The sequence below is a fragment of the Nostoc sp. DedQUE02 genome (assembly GCF_034531035.1).
GTDB lineage: Bacteria > Cyanobacteriota > Cyanobacteriia > Cyanobacteriales > Nostocaceae > Nostoc.
Map to the genome: position 1 here is coordinate 79,997 of NZ_JAVRBY020000026.1, position 18,257 is coordinate 98,253.

The window sequence follows — 18,257 nt, forward strand, 5'->3', positions numbered from 1 at the left end:
GGGGTTAGAATTGACCGGAAAATTTTCTGGTCTTATATCGGTACAGGATTCCTCTGTCTGTACCCCCCGCTTTGTTCATCTAGTTGTGGTTTTGCAATTAGTACACTAATGCTGAGATATTTATAATCATCATTACCTTCTGTGATTTGCCCATGATTTCGGCTACCATCGCCCATAAATAAATACTCCACTTCCATAGCAGCTGATTCCCAATCGGCTCGGCAATTGGTAGCGCACAAAATTGAAGTAGAGATGGGGTAAATGGATTTCACAGAAAATTTCACCTATTGAACATTCCTTTAAACATACTACACTTGTATTACTATCCTGTCTATACCTTTAAGGAGAAAAAGTGATGCATACGATCGCCCGCACCCCAACCACCGATATGGAAGTTACCAGCATCCGCCTAGAGCGGGAACTCAAAGATAAACTCAAAGAAATAGCTGGGAATCAGGGATATCAAGCTCTAATCCGAGATATCCTTTGGAATTATGTCCAGCAAAAATCAGGTGAGTGGAAGCCTCGATTTTCGCGATCCGACATTCGAGCTAGCATAGCTGCCACAGCTCAACAAGAAGAACGCTGTGTACTGACAGGTCAACTAATTCAACCCCAACAACCGATGTTGTTAGGACTGACGAGGAACGGCGATATGGTTCCTCTGAGTGTCGAGAGCTTGGCTGGATAAGTTTTATATTCAAACGAATGCAGTCCAGTTATTTTTACTAATAACTGGGCTGCATTCAAAATTTAGTTTCATTAATAATATTTTACTGAGAGCTACGGAGAGCAAAGAGTAGCTTGTTAAACCTACTAGTTTTTTTTGAATGTAATAAAAATTTATAAAGTAAATTACGTAATTTTACGTGATGTAAAGGGTAATTTTGCTCGAATTCTAGCAAAATTACGGTTTATGTATACTTACAGACAAGATAAAGTTAATAAATTATTTCAAGTATAGAGCAGTTAAAAATAAGCTAACTGAAGTATTTATAGGATATCTTAAGTATTCTATATACTTATGTACCAATGTAGCAATTTGCTTGATACAGGGGAAATTTGGCCATCTGAGATAGAAAAGGGCTATAACAGGTGAGAGAAAGTATTCACACAAAATTTGTCAATTATTAGGGTGTAGCAACACAACTAAAGGTGAAGAATATGCCAAGAGGTTGGGTGCAAGAACAATGGGGTTATTATCCGAGGGCGTGCCAAGAATGAAAAAACCTTTATCATCGCCGCCACATTACGTAGATGACATAGATCGACTACAACCTTACCAAGTCAAGGTGATGCAGCATCAGGAAGAACGTGCCCGCCAGTTGGTACAAAAGATTAACCAAATCATTGCCAATAGCTCTGCTACAGCATTGATGCTGCAAGATATTGCCCAATTGCTAGGAGTTGCTTTTCACGTAGATTGCTGCTGCTTGGTTTCAGTGGCGGATGAGACATCCGACGAAGCAACTACTACTAATTGGTGTGCTGATGAGTATCTAGGGTTGCCACACCCAGAAGAAATGTTTTCGATGGAACAGTTGCTTATGCACTCGCCAGTGCTGCAATGTGCTGCCCAACCATTGACTATTGAAGACATTTCCATAATTCAAAATAGTCTGGTAATTGGGTGTCAATATTTGCCACTACCGATAAAAGCGGTTTTAGCAATTCCCACTCGGTTTGGTGGCAATAATAACGGAGTGATTAATCTGATTAAATTCCAACCTTATGAATGGAGTGAATCAGAAAAACAATTGCTCAAAGAAGTAGAGTCGGCTTGCGCGATCGCATTTTCTGGAGTGGTACAAGCTCAACAAATTGCTCATCAAGAGCAGTCCCTAGAAAAAAGCAAGCAACATCAAAGCTTAATCAAGCAATTAACCATATTAAGTCGTAGCAACCTGGAGCTTAATCAAATGCTCCAGTTAGTTATCGCCTCGACTGCCGAATCTCTACAGGCAGATCGGGGTTTGCTCATATCGCTGAAATATACAGATCCACTATTTAGGACTCAAGCTAAAAAACAAATTCCCAAAGCCAAGGCTACCGTAATTGGTGAATGGGCTAAGGAAACACAAAATTCCGGCACTAGTAAACTAGACACCTTAGCTCAGTCTTTCTTGATTTCAGACTGTGGTCTATGCCAGCGTGCCTTCATCGATTCTGGAAAACCAGTAATCTTCGATGACTATACAGACCAAAACGATACCTTGACAGCAGCTCCATTATTTGCGATAGAGGAATTCCCTGCCGTACTTTTAGTGCCATTAGAGAGTCAAGGTAAAATCTTAGGATTCTTGGTGCTACAGCAATCTGTGATTCGCAATTGGCAACCAGCAGAGTTAAATCTTGTAGAAATGGTTTCTGCTCAAGTGAGTAACGCCATCATTCAGTCACAGACGTTGCGCCAAGTGCAAACTTTGGTAGATGAACGGACGGCGAAACTCCAAAGTAGTCTAGAACTCCAAGCAAAATTGCATGAAAGAACACGGCAGTATGTCGAGCAGCTACGCAAACTTAACGAACTCAAAGATGAATTTTTGAGTAACATGAGCGATCGCCTACGCTACCCCTTGACAAATATGCTGATGTCAATTCGCAACTTACGTTTGCCAGGAATAGCACCAGAGCGTCAAGTTAGATATCTGGATATCTTAGAGCAGGAATGTTCAAAGGAAATCAACTTGATTAATGACTTGTTGACACTCCAAAAACTAGAGTCGCCTCACGAAGCTCCGCTATTACAATCTATAGATTTAAATACTAAAATCCTGGATATAGCAGCATCTTTTGAGAAAAAACTCGCAGAGAAAGGATTAAAGATTTCTGTAGATTTACCAGAGGAATCGCTAAAACTGCAAACGGAACTGGAGAGTTTTGACCGCATCCTGCAAGAATTGTTAACGAATGCCTGTAAATACTCAGAGCATGATACAATTGTCCATTTACAAGCGGCTCACCGAGTTGATCAACAAATTGATCAAGTTATCATAAAGGTGACGAATACAGGACGTGCCATCTCTGAAGAAGAAGCGACCTACATCTTTGACAAGTTCCGTCGCGGAAAAGGGCGTTGGACTCCAGGGACAGGCTTGGGACTTGCTCTAGTCAAGTCTTTAGTGCAGCATCTAAATGGAGCGATCGCTGTTGAAAGTGTCCAAATCTCGGATTCGGAACAGAGCGAAATTTGCTTCACCCTGACTCTGCCCCAATTTTCTGACGAAAGCAAACCATAATTCTGAAAGTGACTAAAAAACAGAACACAACAGAGAACCCTGATTTGCAAGCTTCCACTGATAACACTAATCTAGAAGGAGACTTGCTTGCTAAGGTAGAAGTTCAAATTGAGAAAATAGCAGAGCGACAACGGCAAATCAGCGCTAAAGTCCAAATTCCTCAACCAGTGGAGCAAATATGGAAGGTTCTGACAGATTATGAAGCCTTACCTAACTTTCTCCCCAACCTTGCCAAGAGTTGTATTATCGAGCATCCTAATGGTGGAATTCGACTGGAGCAAGTAGGCTCCCAGCGCTTACTGAATTTCAACTTTTCGGCGCGGGTAGTTCTGGATCTGGAAGAATGCTTCCCCAAAGAAATTAATTTCCGCATGGTAGAGGGAGATTTTAAAGGCTTTTCTGGTAGCTGGTGCTTAGAGCCTTATTCCTTCGGTGAGTATATAGGAACAAATTTGTCCTACACAATTCAAGTTTGGCCTAAATTAACTATGCCAGTGGGAATCATTGAAAATCGCCTGAGCAAAGATTTACGGTTAAATCTACTAGCTATTTACCAACGTGTAGAAGAACTAGCCAGCAAAGAACCGTATGTATAATAGTTAAACCATCATTCAGAAGTATCTCTGGATGATGGTTTTAATTGGTACAATTTCAAACAAAAAAGTTTTTGCTTTTTGATGCTTTTAAGTACCCCCAGGGGAATTCGAATCCCCGTTACCTCCGTGAAAGGGAGGTGTCCTAGGCCTCTAGACGATGGGGGCATCTGACTCAGACCTTTTATAAGTTAACCAATTTCCTTGCAGTTGTCAACAGGTTTTGCCAAAAAAAGTTTGTGGCAGCTAAACTAGGTGGAGCCGAAAGCTTGAATAGGATACAAAGACATGGAGACACAAAAAGAAGTCTGTAGACGCTGCTGTGGTCAGCCGCAGAGTGCCTCAGTGCCCGACGCTAGCGATTTAGGGGAATACACAGATCAAAAAAACGCTAAAGACAGCAGGGAACACAGGGTATGATGTTGTACCCTGTAGAGTTAATATCTACGGTTTTTTACAAAAGATTTTGAAATAAATCGCTCAAAATCTACAACATGGAAGCATCTTTTGAAATCACTATACAGATGGCGATCGCTGTCTTTGCAGGCATTAGCGCCCAAGTGCTAGCTGCATACCTTCGTGTACCCAGTATCGTCTTGTTATTGCTGTTGGGCATATTGTTTGGTTCCGATGGCATCGGGTTATTGCATCCCCATTCGCTAGGCACTGGGCTGGAGGTTATTGTCGCTTTAGCAACGGCAATAATTTTGTTTGAAGGCGGACTTAACTTGGATCTGCGGGAGTTAGGCAGAGTTTCAGTCAGCCTGCAATTGCTTGTCACTCAAGGAACGCTGATCACATTACTTGGTGGGAGTATGGCAGCCCACTGGCTGGGGGAATTTCCCTGGAACATAGCTTTTCTCTACGCTTCCATAGTTGTGGTGACAGGCCCAACCGTCGTTGGCCCTTTGCTCAAACAAATCAATGTAGATCGGCAAGTAGCAACACTTTTGGAAGGGGAAGGGGTTTTAATTGACCCTGTAGGGGCTATCCTTGCCTTCGTTGTCCTCGATACGATTTTAAACGGCGATGCTGACCCAATCAATGCGATCGCAGGTTTGCTGATGCGCTTGGCTGTTGGTGCAGCAATTGGTGGTGCTGGCGGTTATTTGATGAGTTTGATTTTCAAACGCGCCAGTTTTCTGTCATTTGAGCTAAAAAACTTAGTAGTGTTGGCGATACTTTGGAGCTTGTTTACCTTATCGCAAATGATCCGTAGTGAATCGGGAGTCATGACAACAGTAGTTGCAGGAGCAGTCTTTGCTAACTCCTCAGTCCCGGAAGAACGTTTGTTACGGAGCTTTAAAGGTCAGTTGACAATTCTCAGCGTCTCGGTGCTATTTATCTTATTAGCTGCTGACCTATCCATTGCGAGTGTGTTTGCTTTGGGTTGGGGTAGTTTATTCACCGTTTTGGTACTAATGTTTGTCGTTCGCCCGATTAATATCCTCTTGTGTACCTGGAACAGTGACCTAAACTGGCGACAGAAAGTATTTTTAAGCTGGGTTGCTCCGAGAGGAATTGTTGCCGCCTCTGTAGCTTCTTTTTTTGCGATTTCGCTGACACAGCGCGGCATTAACGGTGGTGATTCCATCAAAGCTCTAGTTTTCCTGACAATTATCATGACTGTTGTCTGCCAAGGGCTAACAGCTGGCTGGGTTGCTAAGTGGCTGCAAATCACCTCTAAAGATGCAACTGGGGCAGTAATTGTTGGTTGTAATCCTTTGAGTCTTTTGATTGCCCGATTCTTTCAAGAACGGGGAGAAAACGTGGTCATGATTGATACTGACCCCGAATGTCTTGTCCAAGCTGAGGCGCAGAATCTCCGGGTGATTGCCAGCAGTGCGCTGGATGCTGCTGTTTTAGAAGAGGCAGGACTTGCCTCTATGGGTACTTTTTTGGCTATGACAAGTAATGGCGAGGTGAATTTTGTTTTGGCTCAACGAGCAGCTGAGGAATTTAAACCCCCGCGTGTCTTAGCTGTTTTCCCCCGCGATCCGCAGGCGAGTACTTCGGCTAATAAAGTTAATCAGGCTTTTATCCCAGACTTAGCGATTAAAACTTGGAATGAATATCTCAATGATGGGCGAGTCAAACTAGGAACAACCACATTGAATGAGTTGGAATTTTCCACTCAATTTGATCGCATTCAAGAAAAGATTCGGACTGGGGTATTGATACCGCTATTGTTAGAACGAGAAGAACGCTTACAGGTAATGCCAGCTAATCAAGATTGGGAAATTGGCGATCGCATTATTTATCTGTTACATGACCCTAGACCGAGCCTTTTAAAACGTTTATCTGGTGCCACCCAATCCACTCCCCTCTCCCTAGAGAAGTTACCAGAGGTTGAAGATTTATCCCTGGCTCAATTATCTCAACTTTCTACTAGTGAGGCTCCTGGGGGGTGAGGCAGGGGGCAGGGGAGAAAATGTTGTAATTTCCCAGAATTAGACCAAATAAATTTATTTATGGCGTTCTTCTCCCTGCTCCCTGCTTCCTGCCCCTTTTCCTCTTATCAGCCTTGGGAAGGAATAAATTCGCTTTCTGGTTTTGGCGCTTCTTGATACATTTGCCATTCTTGCCAGAGTAAAGCAGACAAATGTACTATGGCAAGAATTAGCGTCGTTACCGAAATCAGATAACTGTGGATTGTGTAAAGGTGTTCGACGGTAATTGTGTTAATGGCTCCACCACCAGTCAGGATTTCGCGCAGTTGCCCACCAATCAAAGGAATGGCTTCGATGGTTCCTAGCTCAATGCTAAAACGCCAGTATCCTTCCTGAGTCCAATCTAAAATCATCGCTGTCCAATCCAGCCCGATCGCACTTAGGGTCAACAAAATCACACTAATCCAAGCAGCCAGCCAACTCTTGCGAAATTGCCGACCTAAAAACATCACCACAATTTGAATTAAGGCGATCGCAATTACTGCGTTACCAGCAATATCATGCGCTCTCAGAAACAACCAGCCGTATGGCAGTTGTGTATTAATCATCTTTAAAGAGTTATAAGCCCCGCCTGCTGTCGGTTCATAGTAAAAAGCAAGCAAAACTCCGGTAGATATGTAAATTAAACACAGAGTCAGAATCACAACTGATAATATCGTTGCTATTCGTCGCAAAATCTTATCGAACTGGGTGCTTTGCATGGCTCACCCCTCCTGTTCTTAACTAAGTATTTATTCTCATTATGATTTTAGCTAAGAAATATTAATCAATGTTGCGTTTTTCAAATAAAAAATAAATCTGATATAGTACGCTATTCTCAATGAGCCGATTAGAGGAGTCAATATTGACAAACTAGGGAAAATTAAAAATCTCCGGTAAATTTGAGTTGACCTCATTTATACGCAAAGGGTGGCATGAACAATAACAAAAATATTGAGTCGGAGAAGTTGTCTTATAAACTCCAAGCGATCGCCACTGTGGTGTATGATACAGCGACAACTTGTGAAGACGATACAGTAGCTCTTTTGGCGTTGCTACGGCAATTGGAGCAATTACACCGAGATATCCGAGATGGGGTTTTTCAAGAGAGTTTGCCTGTTAACCGTCGCCAACTCTACTCACTGCTGAAAGATATTGAGTCTGAGGGAGGCTGGCCTTACATTGAGCGTATGAGACTACAAGCCTTTTTAGCAAATTTGCCACAAGAGGCTCCCGAAGAAAATAGCCATGAAGTTTTGGAGAGCGATCGCTCATGCGGCTGATTAGCTCAAAATTTATTTCTAACTGTGAATCGCCTCATCAACCGCTAAACCAACAACGGTTGCTCATTGAGGCTTCAATCTAATTCGTAATTAAAAAGGGTTTGTACGAGTTATGCCATCACAAAGAAGGCGATCGCGTTCTTCAAGATTGCGGTTGTGCTTGAGGTAATCACCCACCCAGTTGCAACCACGAACAAGCAGATCATCAAGGTGTAAATTCCATAAAATTATCGTGTTGTCATCACTAGCTGATGCTAGCGTTTGACCATCTGGGCTAAAGCTAACACTTAACACCGGAGCGCGATGCCCATTGAGGCTTTTAATTAATTTGCCATCACGGCTCCAAAGTTTCACTGTACTGTCCCAACTGGCCGCGGCGAGCAATTCACCATTGGGACTGAAAGTCACAGCATTGACGCTATCGCTGTAACCCTTTAATAAGGTTTTTAACAACGTGCCATCCTGTCGCCATAGTTTTACGGTGTTATCCCAGCTAGCCGAAGCTAGTAACTCGTCAGTGGGACTAAAGCTGACACCCAATACCCAGCTATCATGGGGTGAGAAAGTTTTCAGCAAAGTGCCATTTTGCTGCCAAAGTTTCACTGTTTGATCGTCACTGGCAGAAGCTAAAATCTGACCATCAGGGCTGAAATTGACGCTATTTACCCAACCCTGATGCCCCACTAAGGTTTTGAGCAACTTGCCCTGACGGTTCCAAAGTTTTACTGTTTTATCTTTGCTAGCTGATGCCAAAAACTGACCATCAGGGCTGAAACTCACGCTCATCACACTATCGTTATGTCCTTGAAGAGTCATGATTAAAGTACCGTCAAGCCGCCAAAGTTTTACAGTTTTGTCATAACTTCCTGAAGCCAGCATTTCACCTTTTGGGTCAAAACTCACACTAGGGACTTTATTTGTGTGCCCTACCAAAGTTTTGTAAAGTCGGGTTTTCACTTCGCCATTACTGGTGTAGCGTTGCCAAAGTTTGACAGTGCGATCGCTACTACCAGAAGCTAGCATCTGACCGTCGGGACTCCAAGCAACGCTCAAAACTCGCTTCTGATGCCCTTGAAGAATAGTCGGTGTTGGAGCATCTAAACTCCATAGTTTTACGCTTTTGTCATAACTTCCTGAAGCCAGCAATTTGTTATTTGGACTAAAAGCGATGCTGACAACAGCATCGCTGTGTCCTTTGAAGGTTTTGAGTAATTTACCAGTGATACTCCAGAGTTTTATGGTATTGTCTTCACCTGCGGAAGCTAACTTTTTACTATCAGAACTAAAGTTCAAACTCCACACTGTACTGCTATGCCGCCGTAAAGTTTTGTAAGGACGAAAGTCAAAACCGTCTTTAGTGCTGTTACTTTCCCTAAGCCAAAGCTTCACTGTCTTATCTCGACCTGCTGATGCCAAAAATTTCCCGTCTGGGCTGAAAACAGCCACAATCACGCCTTGCTGATGTCCCTGCAAAGTTGTAACAAGGCTACCATCCCGTCGCCAAATTTTTACTGTCTTGTCGTCGCTGGCCGAGGCGATGAATTGACCATCGGGGCTGAAATTTACCCAGTTAACCCACCCTTGATGCCCTTTCAATATTTTTACTAAGCTACCGTCTTTGCGCCAAAGTTTTACAGTTTTATCCTTACTGCCAGTAGCTAACAATTCGCCATCAGGACTGAAATTAACGCTATAAACCCAATCTTCATGTCCTTTGAGGGTTTTATATGGTTTGGGGTCAAATTCACCTGTAATCGGGTTTTTGTGCCAGATTTGCACTGTTTTATCGAGGCTGGCAGATGCTAGGCTTTGGCCATCAGGGCTGAAACTTACACAGGTAACAGCATCAGTATGACCTTTGAGGGTTTGGAGTAAAGTACCGTCAGGATGCCAAAGTTTCACCGTCTGATCTCGGCTACCTGATGCTAGCAACTGACCATCCGGGCTGAAAGTTACTCCCCAGACAATATCAGTATGCCCTTCCAAACGGTTCGCCTCTGTTACTCCATAAACTGCCTGTTGCAGGGCTGTCACCACTCGCATTCGGGTATCTGGCTGCACTCCATCAGCCTGTTTAAGTCCTCGCCAAGCCCGCAAACTTTCTAATAGGGCATCAAACTCTTTATTAGAGGCAAACAGAGCTTCACTAGCAGCAGTGATCGCACTAATTTGCAAGTTGGTTTCACTGCGTTCAGCTCGTAAAGTTTCGCGGACTGCTGCTCTTTTCTGTAAGTCGGCTTGCCACCATAGTGCTGCGATTGTTCCCCCCATGATTGCCAGGATTGCGCCTGCTAACCGCGCTTCCCGTAGCCGTCGTTGCAACACCAAATTAAGTTGCTCTTGACTCAGTTTTTGGGCTACTTCCGCTCTAGTTTTTTCAAATTTGATTTTTTCTAATTCGGCGAGCATACCATAATTGTTCTTTTGGCGGATTGGTTCAACTAAATAATCGTGAACCAACTGGTAGCGATCGCCTAATTCTTCTCTGACTCGCAATACTAACCCTGAACCCACCAATATTTCTAAAATCAGTTCTCCAACTGTGTCAAAGCTTGATATTGTCTCTATATCAAGATTATTCACTAATGCAGCCGCTAAATCAGCTTTACTTTTTAATGGTCGTGTTCCCTTTTCATCAGTTAACTCAAATAATAATTTCCAACTTAACTCTTCGTTTTCTTGACCACAATCTTTGATAACTTCCCCAAGCCAGCGTTCCACCAATTTTGTCGAGCCACCGCAAAGCTTATATTTTCCAAGCGTGGTAATATTTTCTATTTGTAGTTGGGCACCGACTATTTGTAATTCGATTGGATGTACTTCGTCTAATTCTCCTGTCAAATCCTGTACTAATCGGTTAATTAATTCCTCACTCATTTCATAATGTGAACGTTGAGTAAGGCTGCGAATTATGGCTTTGGCATCTTGGCTAGAAAACTTTCCTAAATAGTAACGAATGTCCTTATCAAGAATATTTTTATTAATTACTCCTAAATCATATAATCCCGTACTATTTTTTTGGCTCAAACGTTCAAATTCTAATAAATGATGCAAGTAATCTTCTCGTAATGAAATAATGATTTTTACATAAGAAATATTTAAACATTCACTAAAAAACTTATAAAACTCTATTCGTTGTGTGGAAGGATTACTAACAAAGAAAAATTCTTCAAACTGGTCTAATATAATGACTATTGTATAATTTCGCTCCGATGCTAAACGAATTTTTTCTAATATTATGGTGGGTGTAGAGTCAAGATTAAGAGATATTCCTGTGGATGCTAGCGCTTGGTTGATACTGCCGATCAAGATTGTCATCCAATCAGTATAAACAGACAAGAGAATCGGTATAGGAATGCGTTCACCGATAACTTTTCCCTTGAGCGCTGGGACTAAACCAGCTTTGAGAATTGAACTTTTACCTACACCGGATGGCCCATAAATTACTGTGAGTTTGTAGTCAGCACGGGCAATTCTTTCAATTAAGCGATTCACATCTTGTTGCCGTCCAGAAGCAGATATTTCTTGAGCAATCTCTTCAGGAATAAACGGTATTTTGTGAGGTTCTAGTACTGGGTTAATTCTGGGGCGTTGCGGCTGTAATTGACTTGCCCCGATGAAGGCACGAAAGCCATACTGATGTTCTATTTTAATTTTTTCTTGCTTCAGCTTAAAGGCTTCTGTATAGTTATGACGTTCAAAAAAATAAAGCGATCGCAGTTCCTCTAAAATCTCTAAATAAAGTAATGGCTGATGTTGTAGCTCACAAACTACCCTCGCCCATTCCAAGTTATTGATAGCTTCCTCCGACTCACCCAGACGCCGTTGTGTACGTGCTAGCAAAAGAAGATACCAACTTTCTTGTCGTCGTGTTCGCAAAGCTTCTCGTAGAGAAATTTCTGTCGCTTCTTCAGAGATAGAAAGTGCTGTATTCGCTAATTCATGAGCTAGTACCCAATTCGACTCAGAAGCCGCCACATTTGCCAAAAAACCATAATTTTGAGCAACTTGTGCGGGAGTTCCATAAGTTTTATGTAGATGTAATGATTTTTGAGCTAATTCTTTTAAATCATCCCAGGCTTGTAAGCGTTGTAACATTTCACAAGCAGGCAAAATGAATTTAGCAACTAAGTCTTCTCTTTGTACCTCCTCTAATAGCTCCAAGCATTGTTGAAACCAGGACAGAGCATGTTCGCAATAGCTACTAGTATTCTGATATAAATCTGCCATTCGGTGATAACAAAGCCCAAGATGGAATAGCACTATTGCTTGCTTGAGTAAAGAAGCAGGTATCGGGTGAGTAGATGAAAGGGGCAAAGAAGAATTACTCTCTAACTCTGCTAGTCTCTTTGCTTCCTGTTGCCATAAAGCTAGGCTTCTTTGATAATTAGCTAAAGCACCATTAATTTGATCGTTGGCGTATTTATCTCGCCCCAACACAAATTCTAAACTAGCTTCTAATCCTGGTGTTAATTGAACGCCATACAGGCGCAGCAAATCATTACGGGCTGATTCTATTTCATGGCGGTGTTGAGACTTGGGATCTAAATCTAGGAAAGCATTAGATAAAAATGTTTCAGCACCTGCTTCTAAGACTTTGGCAAATAGAGATTCAGCCTCTTGATGGATCAAAGCAATTAAATCTACTTTGGCCATTTCAAATTTAATCGTGGTTGCAGCCCAGCTTTTAAAATCAGGCGCTAACCTTGAAAGCAATGATGCCACTTCATCTTGTAGCCACAATACCAATGGAAATGGAAAAGTTGCGGCGTAGATATCTCGTGCTTGGTTGATACCTGTAAGTAAGTTTTCCAGGTCGGTAGTTGACTCAATACCGAAAACCATCACAGCCGATGGCAAAGAGTCTGTAAGGACGGCAGGATTATCTAAAGATAATTCTGAGACGATTGTGCTGTGTAAAGAAGTCGTTAATGGATTGAGAAAAATTTCTCTGATATTGATGTCTTTAGCAATGGAGCGAATATTTTCTAACATTTGCTCACGTAATTGCTGATAGTTACATCGAACTAAAATCAGAGCAAATTGACCTTCAGAAAGTGCGATCGCTCTAATCAGTCTTTGCAAAGTATGCTGATTTTCTTTGGTGTAGACGCGTAGCTGTTTGTCATTAGTCATTGGTTATTGGGCATTGGGAATGGGGCATGGGGCATTGGGCATTGTTCATTAGTTATTAGTTCAATGACAATTGACTTACCCCGCACTGTTACTTGTTTTGTTGCCAAGCCAAAACTTTTTCTGTTTCTGCCAAGGCTGGACTGATGCCAAACCACCGCCCCACAGGATCGCGATATTCAAACAGATACATGCTTCTTAGTAAACTCTGGTAGTCAGACTCACCTTTAACTCTTTGCTGCTGCACTACTTCAAACAATAATTCCCACTGAGACTCATCAATAGCTAATAGCAAATCGTCGCGGTAGTCCTTAATCACGGCTTCTAAACAGTCCCTAGAAAAAGGCGGATCTTGTCGTTGTAGGCAACTATAAAGTAAACCCAATAAGTTGCGAATGTGACCACCGCTAACACGACATAGACGATCCAAGGTTTGGGAGTGATCGAATAATTCTGTAATTAATAAAAGTCTGTTTTCTAAAGGAACTTCTGGAAAAGCTCTAGCTAGAACTAACTGGCGCACTAGTGACATCCCTGGTTCGTAGTCACTGCCATCTCTTTGGCGTACTAATACCATCGGCAGTACTTTTGGCGCAATCCCTCCTCCCAGGCGATTTTTCAGTGTCTCATACTCATTGGAGAAAATTAACGTTAGGGGAATTGTGTAAACTAGGTGGCATTTTAGTCGGCGTAACTGTTCGCCCCGGTCGATGAAGAGATATTCTGGTTGCGATCGCCCCGATGCTAAGGGACGCATATCCACTCGATCCAAATTATCTACAATCACTACCAGTCCTTTTTGACCCCTTAGCTTTAGCTGTTCAACAGCCCTTTCTAAAATTTCTTCGTTAATCGCTTGCAAAATACTATTGGTACGTGGTTCCAGATATTGCCTTAGTTGATTCCGCATCTGGGTACTATCTTTGGTTTTGGCGGTAATTTTGGCAATCCCCAAGGACAACTCTGCTTGTCCAGAAAGCTCTATAGGGCTTTGCAAAAAATCGCCTACTTCTTTAAATAAATTGGTAAAGTAACCAGGTTTGAGTTTGATGTTAATGCCTTCTAAACTGGCACTGACTTGACGGGCTACACTCAGCAGAATATCGCTGATATCAATATCCGCCATATCTAAGTCTTGACTAGACTCAAAGTAAACTACATGAAATCCCGCCAATTCTAGTTCTGTTTTGAGGCGCTGCAATTCCGTTGACTTACCGCAGCCAATGTGACCCGTAAATAACTGGCAGGTTGGCTCATCAGGAGAAATCCGAATGATAGTCCGTTGCAATTCTTCGACAATCTTGCAACCGCGTACATTAGCAAAATCTATGTAATACTGCTGATCTAGCACGTTACTTATATTTAGCGTGTAGCTGGGGTTACATGCTTTATAAAAACGTGACAAATTGAATGTCGTTTTCATCTGTGTAGAGGTGTATGTAGATGCTATATATTGTGGATTATTATACTGACTTCTTCTATGCTACATATACGCATAAAATTGCTTCGCAAGGTAGTAGTGTCTTGCAAGTAACAGCACCTATTGCAGAATTACTGTCAGTAATATGGTAGAGATTTAATTGATCCCAATAGCGTTAAGCATATTTGTCCTTTTTACACCTGCTATTGAGATTTTGACAATCTCTCGCTTTTGTTTGATTTGCCACAAAATTATCTGATATAGAAGTTGTGTAAAAAAAACTACAATATTTCATAGTTTTCAGTTTGGATAGCTCACGTGTCTAGATGGTATGAATTATAGCAAGGTATACAGAGATTCAGGAATACTTATTTATCATTTCACATTCTATTTGTCAAGAAAACAAAATCCTTAACATTTAAACTAATATTTTGTAATCTTTAGGAAAAAATCTTCAAAAATAACTTGTCAAAAAGACTACAGTCAGTTAAAAATGGACACCGGAAACTTTGATAGGAACAATGACTAGCGCCATAATTTTTGTGTAGTTACTGTAAAGTGTTACTAAAAATAAAAAAAGTCTTGAGGAGAGCGGCTAAAAGATGCCAACAGTGTTTACTGAAATTAATGATGATACGAGCGTGTTAATGAATTTAGATTGCAACCAAAAAGGGGTGTGAATGGCTGGCATAATATCAGTTTCCCGCACGGATCTAGCCCAGCGTCGTCGGAAATTGCGTCGGCAACGGCAGATGAAAATTATTCAGGCTATTTGGCGAACCTTTGCCATTACTGGTTTTGCGGGTGGATTGCTGTGGGTGGCAGTCCAACCAGTGTGGATGCTAAAGGCTCCCAAACAAATAGTAATGAAATCAGGCAATAAGTTACTGTCCGATCAAACAACTCAGTCACTATTGGTGCTGTCTTACCCCCAGTCTTTGTGGCGGATTGAACCTTCGGCGATCGCTAACTCTTTGAAGAAACAACCAACTATTGCTCAAGCGATCGTCAGACGCCGCCTCTTTCCTCCAGGATTAATCATTGAAATTCAAGAACGAGTACCTGTAGCGGTGACTCAAACACGTGGCAACAAAAAAGTAACAATCGGCTTGTTAGATGCAAGTGGGGCCTGGATGCCTTTAGAAAAATACACATCACTCAATCCCACTAAAAAATTACCCAATCTTAGAGTAATTGGTTCGCCTAATCAATACTGCCTTTACTGGACTCAACTTCATGAAGCTGTCAGCCAAAGTCCCGTGAAAGTGATAGAAATTGATTGCCAAAATCCGACGAATTTAATTTTGAAAACAGAACTAGGAAATGTACATCTTGGCGTTCCAGGTCCCCAGTTATCTGAACAAATTAAGATACTTGCCCAAATGCGACATTTAGCGGCAAAATTCAATTCCGGTCAAATAGAGTATATTGATTTGAAAAATCCCGAATCTCCATTAGTACAGATGAACCAAAAAGACCAAAAATTAACTCCCAAAATCCCTAAAAACATTTAAGGTGTTTAATGTATTGATAACTCCTGGTAAATTAAGAAGCTTTATGCTGATAAATATATTTATTATTTTCAGTTTTCTAGTAAACTGCACGAAAATCGGCATTAACTTCTAATTAAAATGAGAGGATCAATCATAAAATCTCCATTGCGAGTAAAAGATCCTCAATTGTTACCCTAACATCTAATAGTAGGGTGCAAGATGTTGGACAATTGAATGATAGTCTGTGTCGTGCAAAACCCCTGCTGCTTATACATTCTTTGACCAAAACCAGTGCGGAAAAAAGAAAAATGCTTGAGTTTTTCATTAAGATTCAGACTTGCGAGTAAAGGGCACTGATGAAAACGGTTTACGCCGCCATCGAAGTGCAGAGCTAAAAACGCTCTAGCTTTGGTCTGTTGAGGACACTTCCGAAGACAGGTTACTGAAGTTTTAACCTGTAATATAAAATGCCACCAAAAATTGCGTAAGCATTGCTTCTGGGCAATAAGTTTAGAGTACTTTGTTCCGCAATTCTATTGAGTGACAAAACCTCTTAGGAAATCTTGATTTGTTAACCGCACTAGTGACGTTTCTCGTAGGATAGACTATTACTCCAACAAAGTGTCCATTAAGACCCCCCAAGTAACAAATTAATCAGGTATAGTCTGACAAGTAAATTATTGCTTACCTTAGCCTTAAGCATAAGTAAGTAAAAGGTAAATTTTGTGTCTAAAGTTGCAGTCATCCCCAATGGTGAAACCTATTAACAATATTATTATTGAGGCAGAGAAGATGCCCTGTAGTGGGTCTTTACTAGTTATGCCCTTCGTTGAGAATAATGAAGAGATTAATGTCTGGTTGAAGTTATACAGGTCACTTTTAGATAAATATAGGTATACTTCTCTAGAATTGGCTGTGCGATCGGCTGCTTTAAAAGCTTATCCCATAGCAAATTTTCGCACCGCTAATTCTGTTAGGCTTGGCAGTAGTGAAAACAATAAAGAACAATGCCATAGTATTGTGGCACTGTCAAACTAAAGTTGACTCTGAGGTGAATAACACCTGAAAAAGTCGTTTATCTACCCTTTCACAAATCCAATGACACTTGATAATAACCAAGGACTTAACTATAAAAATTCCCAATCTACGGGACAGCCAGGGTTCTCTTTGGCAGTTAACTCGACCAATCCCTTTAATAACTCTGGGCTGAACTTCGGACAAAATCACGATAATAAGAAGATTTCTCCTGAAAATAGCCGAATTGGCGAGATTGTTCCTGGTCGGGTCGCTAACATCAAAGTGATTGGTGTTGGTGGTGGTGGTGGCAATGCTGTTAACCGGATGATCGAGTCTGATGTCTCCGGGGTAGAGTTTTGGTCAATTAACACTGATGCTCAAGCTCTTACCTTAGCTGGCGCTCCCAGTCGATTGCAAATTGGACAGAAGCTAACGCGGGGTTTAGGAGCGGGTGGTAATCCTGCCATCGGTCAAAAGGCAGCTGAGGAATCAAGGGACGAAATTGCTACGGCTTTGGAGGGTGCAGACTTAGTATTTATCACTGCTGGTATGGGGGGTGGTACTGGGACGGGTGCAGCACCAATCGTGGCAGAAGTGGCGAAAGAAATGGGCGCTCTCACTGTTGGTGTAGTTACACGTCCGTTTGTCTTTGAGGGACGCCGCCGCACCAGCCAAGCGGAAGAAGGTATTCAAGGGCTAAAAAGTAGAGTAGATACACTGATCATTATTCCCAACAACAAACTGCTGGAAGTGATCCCCGAACAAACGCCTGTGCAAGAAGCTTTTCGTTATGCAGATGATGTACTGCGTCAAGGGGTGCAAGGTATTTCTGATATCATCACGATCCCCGGTTTGGTAAACGTTGACTTTGCAGATGTCCGAGCTGTGATGGCAGATGCGGGATCGGCATTGATGGGAATTGGCGTTAGCTCTGGAAAATCTAGAGCCAGAGAAGCTGCGATCGCAGCTATTTCTTCACCATTACTAGAATGTTCTATTGAAGGTGCTAGAGGGGTTGTCTTTAATATCACTGGTGGTACTGACCTCACCTTGCATGAAGTGAATGCTGCCGCAGAAGCAATCTATGAAGTTGTTGATCCCAACGCCAATATTATTTTTGGGGCCGTAATTGATGACAGACTCCAAGGTGAGGTAAGAATTACTGTAATTGCCACCGGGTTTACAGGTGAACTGCAAGCTGTGCCACAACAAAGCGTGGCTAACGTTCGGGTAGCACCTAATACCTCGAAGCGACCAACAACACAGCAACCCGCAGTTAATCCCCCAACCTCAACCCCAACCTCAACCCCAACTCCAGCTCCAACTCCAACTCCAGAACCAAAAGAAAAACCTGGATTAGATATACCTGATTTTCTGAGAAACCGACGTACACCAAGGAATTAAAAGATTTTAGATTTGAAACTTCCTTGTGAGCGCTCAGTCGAATGATTTTAGATTAACTTAGCAGTCTCAGGTCAGGCTGAACGTTGTATAAAATCTGCTACTTCCACCAGGGTTTTACCAAGGGCAGGGGTAAGCAATTTTTTGCCATCCCCAATTTTGCCAATTGGTAACAGGACTTACGCAACTGGCACAGCGTGATCGCTATTTTATAGTATTTATGTACTATATAAAGTGGCTGACCCATAG

12 protein-coding genes and 1 tRNA gene are annotated in these 18,257 nt (G+C 42.0%); 8 read left to right on the top strand and 5 right to left on the bottom strand.

The window, feature by feature from the left end; all coding sequences use genetic code 11:
* Positions 1–32: 32 nt before the first annotated feature.
* Positions 33–284, bottom strand: coding sequence for a hypothetical protein (locus tag RMX98_RS20050; RefSeq protein ID WP_322678622.1), 252 nt, complete (start codon positions 282–284; stop codon positions 33–35).
* A 71-nt stretch (positions 285–355) separates the two neighbouring features.
* Between RMX98_RS20050 and RMX98_RS20055 the strand changes: the two genes are divergently transcribed.
* The 3 genes from RMX98_RS20055 to RMX98_RS20065 all read left to right on the top strand — a co-directional run bounded on the left by RMX98_RS20055 (position 356) and on the right by RMX98_RS20065 (position 3,835).
* Positions 356–691: a hypothetical protein gene (locus tag RMX98_RS20055; RefSeq protein ID WP_096535028.1), complete on the top strand. Its 336-nt coding sequence runs from the start codon at positions 356–358 to the stop codon at positions 689–691.
* A 529-nt stretch (positions 692–1,220) separates the two neighbouring features.
* Complete coding sequence (locus RMX98_RS20060; protein WP_322678621.1) at positions 1,221–3,239, top strand: GAF domain-containing sensor histidine kinase; 2,019 nt, start codon at positions 1,221–1,223, stop codon at positions 3,237–3,239.
* Positions 3,240–3,247: 8 nt separating this feature from the next.
* A complete protein-coding gene (locus tag RMX98_RS20065; protein WP_322678620.1) occupies positions 3,248–3,835 on the top strand; it encodes an SRPBCC family protein in 588 nt (195 codons plus the stop codon).
* Between the two features lie 92 nt (positions 3,836–3,927).
* Here the strand turns inward: RMX98_RS20065 and RMX98_RS20070 are convergent.
* A tRNA-Glu gene (locus RMX98_RS20070) sits at positions 3,928–4,000 on the bottom strand.
* Positions 4,001–4,326: 326 nt separating this feature from the next.
* Between RMX98_RS20070 and RMX98_RS20075 the strand changes: the two genes are divergently transcribed.
* Positions 4,327–6,243, top strand: coding sequence for a cation:proton antiporter (locus RMX98_RS20075; RefSeq protein WP_322678619.1), 1,917 nt, complete (start codon positions 4,327–4,329; stop codon positions 6,241–6,243).
* 107 nt (positions 6,244–6,350) lie between these two features.
* Here the strand turns inward: RMX98_RS20075 and RMX98_RS20080 are convergent, their stop codons facing one another.
* Positions 6,351–6,983 (bottom strand): cytochrome b N-terminal domain-containing protein, encoded by a 633-nt coding sequence (locus RMX98_RS20080; protein WP_322678618.1) that lies wholly within the window; start codon positions 6,981–6,983, stop codon positions 6,351–6,353.
* Positions 6,984–7,196: 213 nt separating this feature from the next.
* Here RMX98_RS20080 and RMX98_RS20085 point away from each other — a divergent pair, with 213 nt between their 5' ends.
* The gene (locus tag RMX98_RS20085) at positions 7,197–7,544 is read left to right on the top strand and encodes a hypothetical protein (protein WP_322678617.1); all 348 of its coding nucleotides are present in this window, start codon (positions 7,197–7,199) and stop codon (positions 7,542–7,544) included.
* Between the two features lie 90 nt (positions 7,545–7,634).
* On the opposite strand, the gene RMX98_RS20090 is transcribed toward RMX98_RS20085, so the two are convergent.
* Together RMX98_RS20090 and RMX98_RS20095 are read right to left on the bottom strand one after the other, a co-directional pair.
* The gene (locus tag RMX98_RS20090) at positions 7,635–12,680 is read right to left on the bottom strand and encodes a hypothetical protein (RefSeq protein WP_322678616.1); all 5,046 of its coding nucleotides are present in this window, start codon (positions 12,678–12,680) and stop codon (positions 7,635–7,637) included.
* A gap of 88 nt (positions 12,681–12,768) precedes the next feature.
* Complete coding sequence (locus tag RMX98_RS20095; RefSeq protein ID WP_322678615.1) at positions 12,769–14,100, bottom strand: P-loop NTPase fold protein; 1,332 nt, start codon at positions 14,098–14,100, stop codon at positions 12,769–12,771.
* A gap of 677 nt (positions 14,101–14,777) precedes the next feature.
* On the opposite strand from RMX98_RS20095, the gene RMX98_RS20100 reads away from it, so the two are divergent.
* The 3 genes from RMX98_RS20100 to ftsZ all read left to right on the top strand — a co-directional run bounded on the left by RMX98_RS20100 (position 14,778) and on the right by ftsZ (position 18,011).
* Positions 14,778–15,611 (top strand): cell division protein FtsQ/DivIB, encoded by an 834-nt coding sequence (locus tag RMX98_RS20100; protein ID WP_322678614.1) that lies wholly within the window; start codon positions 14,778–14,780, stop codon positions 15,609–15,611.
* A 729-nt stretch (positions 15,612–16,340) separates the two neighbouring features.
* A complete protein-coding gene (locus RMX98_RS20105; protein WP_322678613.1) occupies positions 16,341–16,628 on the top strand; it encodes a hypothetical protein in 288 nt (95 codons plus the stop codon).
* A gap of 60 nt (positions 16,629–16,688) precedes the next feature.
* Entirely contained in the window at positions 16,689–18,011 is a 1,323-nt protein-coding gene (ftsZ, locus tag RMX98_RS20110) for a cell division protein FtsZ (protein WP_322678612.1), read from the top strand.
* The last annotated feature ends 246 nt before the right edge of the window (positions 18,012–18,257 follow it).